The sequence below is a fragment of the Enterobacter cloacae complex sp. S3 genome, from assembly GCF_014930495.1.
Lineage (GTDB): Bacteria > Pseudomonadota > Gammaproteobacteria > Enterobacterales > Enterobacteriaceae > Enterobacter > Enterobacter asburiae_B.
Genome location: NZ_JADBRD010000096.1, coordinates 1 through 3,002 on the forward strand (window position 1 = coordinate 1; position 3,002 = coordinate 3,002).

Below are 3,002 nucleotides of genomic sequence, written 5' to 3' on the forward strand. Positions count from 1 at the left end.
AATACTGATGAGCTGTTCCTCGGAAAAACGCTGCTTCATGGGGATGTCCTCATGTGGCTTATGAAGACATTACTAACATCGGGGTGTACTAATCAACGGGGAGCAGGTCATTTGATGAGGCCAAAAAAGCAGGTGTTGAGTTGGCTATTGAAAAGCTTAATGCTGTTCCAACATCGGCTTACCCAACTCCTGCGCGTCGACCGAAAAATTCACGCTTGAACACAGAGAAGTTTCAGGCGAATTTTGATCTTGTACTGCCCTCCTGGGATATTGGCGTAAAACGAATGCTCGCTGAGCTTTTTATGACTCAAGCAATTTAAGAAGATAAATGCCCTTATATGGGCATTTGGTATTTATAGAGAAAAAATGATGGCTACGCGTAAAGGTATTATTCTTGCCGGTGGTTCTGGCACTCGTCTGTACCCGGTGACCATGGCGGTGAGTAAACAACTACTGCCAATTTATGACAAACCAATGATTTACTACCCGCTGTCAACACTCATGTTGGCAGGGATAAAAGATATTCTTATTATCAGCACCCCACAAGACACACCACGTTTTGAACAATTACTGGGTGATGGCAGCCAGTGGGGACTGAATCTGCAATATAAAGTACAGCCAAGTCCAGATGGCCTTGCACAGGCGTTTATCATCGGTGAAGAGTTTATCGGCGATGACAGCTGCGCTTTGGTGCTGGGTGATAATATTTTCTACGGACATGACCTACCGAAGCAACTTGAAGCCGCAGTGAGTAATGATGATGGCGCTACGGTATTCGCCTATCATGTTAATGATCCTGAGCGCTACGGCGTAGTGGAATTTGATAAGAACGGCACCGCAATCAGTCTGGAAGAAAAACCGGTAGAACCGAAGAGTAATTACGCTGTCACAGGGCTGTATTTCTATGATAATGACGTAGTAGAAATGGCAAAAAATCTGAAGCCGTCTGCTCGTGGTGAGTTAGAAATTACAGATATTAACCGTATTTATCTTGAGCAGGGGCGCTTATCTGTGGCAATGATGGGGCGTGGGTACGCGTGGCTGGATACGGGTACACATCAGAGTCTGATAGAAGCAAGTAATTTTATTGCGACGATTGAAGAGCGCCAGGGATTGAAGGTTTCCTGTCCTGAAGAGATTGCATTTCGTAAAGGTTTTATTGATGCGGAGCAGGTTAAAAGGCTTTCTATTCCCCTTTCAAAAAATGCCTATGGGCAATATCTTTTAAAGATGATTAAAGGCTATTAAGGCATGAATATAATTAAGACTAAAATTTCTGATGTGCTACTGATTGAGCCTGAAATTTTTTGTGATGAACGTGGTTTTTTCTATGAAAGTTTTAATCTAAAAAAATTCGAAGAAATCACTAATCGGAAGATAGAATTTGTGCAGGATAATCACTCTAAATCAACAAAAGGAGTGCTTAGAGGGTTACATTATCAAACCAAACCTTTTGCACAAGGTAAGCTGGTTAGATGCGTTCATGGCGAAGTTTATGATGTCGCAGTTGATTTAAGACAGTCTTCAATAACTTTTGGACAATGGGTTGGTTTCATACTTTCTTCGGAAAATAAGCGTCAATTATGGATACCAGAAGGCTTTGCACATGGATTTGTATGTTTGAGCCATGAGGCAGAGTTTTTATATAAAACCACAAACTATTACTCTAAAGACCACGAAAGAACAATAGCCTGGAATGATCCAAATTTAAATATTGACTGGAAAGGCATGGATTTTATTCTTTCTTCAAAAGATGCTGCTGGGCAGGCCTTTAACGAAGCTGAATTATTTTAAGAGATTTTATGAATATTGTAAAAATCCCCTTACAGATGCACGGTGATGAGCGAGGGTTATTGGTTGCTATTGAAGAAAATCGGCATATACCTTTCAATATAAAGCGTGTTTATTATATGTATGATACTCAAGAAAAGGTACGAAGAGGTTATCATGCTCATAAAAAAACAACACAAGTCGCGATAGTTCTAAAAGGTTCATGTAAATTCCTCTTCGATGATGGATATACTAAGCAAGATATTAGCTTAGACAATCCTGCGATTGGATTATTGATCGAACCACTTATGTGGCATGAAATGTATGATTTTTCTGATGACTGCATATTAATGGTATTGGCCGATGATTTTTATGATGAGAGTGACTATATTAGGAATTACGATGATTTTGTAAAGTTAGTTTGCTAGTTAGTAATATTTGTCTTTATTGTAAATGTCATGGTTAAAGAGTCATAATACGGGGAAGGAAATGTCAAAAATTGATTTTTTAAATTTAAAAAGAATTAACCAGCAATACCGTTCTGAATTAATAAGTGCTTGTGAAAAAGTAATTGATTCAGGTTGGTATATTATGGGGAATGAACTTGATAAGTTTGAAAATAGTTTTGCAAACTATTGTGGTGCAAAATATTGTATAGGTGTTGCAAATGGACTTGATGCACTTACCCTTACGCTAAGAGCTTGGAAAGAATTAGGTAAGCTCGCTGATGGTGATGAAGTCCTGGTTCCAGCTAACACCTATATTGCCTCAATATTAGCAATTACGGAAAACAAACTATGCCCGGTTCTGGTGGAGCCAGATCCAAAGACTTTTAATATAAATCCTGAGAAGGTTCAAGAAAAAATTTCTTCAAGAACTAAAGTAATCTTGCCTGTTCATCTTTACGGGCAAATATCAGAAATGGATAAGTTATCAAAAATTGCAAAAGAAAATGGGCTTTTAATTCTTGAGGATTGCGCACAAGCACATGGTGCTAAGCTAGAGGGTAAACTAGCTGGAAATTGGGGAGATGCAGGTGCTTTTAGTTTCTATCCAGGAAAAAACCTGGGGGCACTAGGAGATGCTGGGGCAATCATTACAAATGATCCCGAACTCGCAGATACATTAAGAGCGCTTAGGAATTATGGATCTAAAGTAAAATATGTAAATGATTTCCAGGGTGTTAACAGCCGATTAGATGAGTTACAAGCAGCTTTTCTAAATGTCAAAAT

General features: G+C 38.9%; 4 protein-coding genes and 1 pseudogene. All 5 read left to right on the forward strand.

Going from position 1 to position 3,002, the window contains the following annotated elements:
• Nucleotides 1-110 precede the first annotated feature (110 nt).
• A pseudogene (locus IM317_RS23630) lies at nucleotides 111-320 on the forward strand (sugar nucleotide-binding protein); the annotation flags it as partial.
• A 49-nt stretch (nucleotides 321-369) separates the two neighbouring features.
• A complete protein-coding gene (gene rfbA, locus IM317_RS23635; RefSeq protein ID WP_033145966.1) occupies nucleotides 370-1,248 on the forward strand; it encodes a glucose-1-phosphate thymidylyltransferase RfbA in 879 nt (292 codons plus the stop codon).
• A gap of 3 nt (nucleotides 1,249-1,251) precedes the next feature.
• Entirely contained in the window at nucleotides 1,252-1,794 is a 543-nt protein-coding gene (gene rfbC, locus IM317_RS23640) for a dTDP-4-dehydrorhamnose 3,5-epimerase (RefSeq protein WP_033145965.1), read from the forward strand.
• Between the two features lie 8 nt (nucleotides 1,795-1,802).
• Nucleotides 1,803-2,198 carry an FdtA/QdtA family cupin domain-containing protein gene (locus IM317_RS23645; protein ID WP_033145964.1) on the forward strand — a complete coding sequence of 132 codons (396 nt, stop codon included), beginning with the start codon at nucleotides 1,803-1,805 and terminating at the stop codon, nucleotides 2,196-2,198.
• A 61-nt stretch (nucleotides 2,199-2,259) separates the two neighbouring features.
• Nucleotides 2,260-3,002: DegT/DnrJ/EryC1/StrS aminotransferase family protein (locus IM317_RS23650; protein ID WP_193362549.1), on the forward strand; the 743-nt coding region annotated here is incomplete at its 3' end.

What these genes read in the sequence shown, in the direction of transcription:
- IM317_RS23645 (WP_033145964.1), top strand. Translation starts at nt 1,803, where the DNA reads ATGAATATTGTAAAAATCCCCTTACAGATGCACGGTGATGAGCGAGGG.
- rfbA (WP_033145966.1), top strand. Translation starts at nt 370, where the DNA reads ATGGCTACGCGTAAAGGTATTATTCTTGCCGGTGGTTCTGGCACTCGT.
- rfbC (WP_033145965.1), top strand. Translation starts at nt 1,252, where the DNA reads ATGAATATAATTAAGACTAAAATTTCTGATGTGCTACTGATTGAGCCT.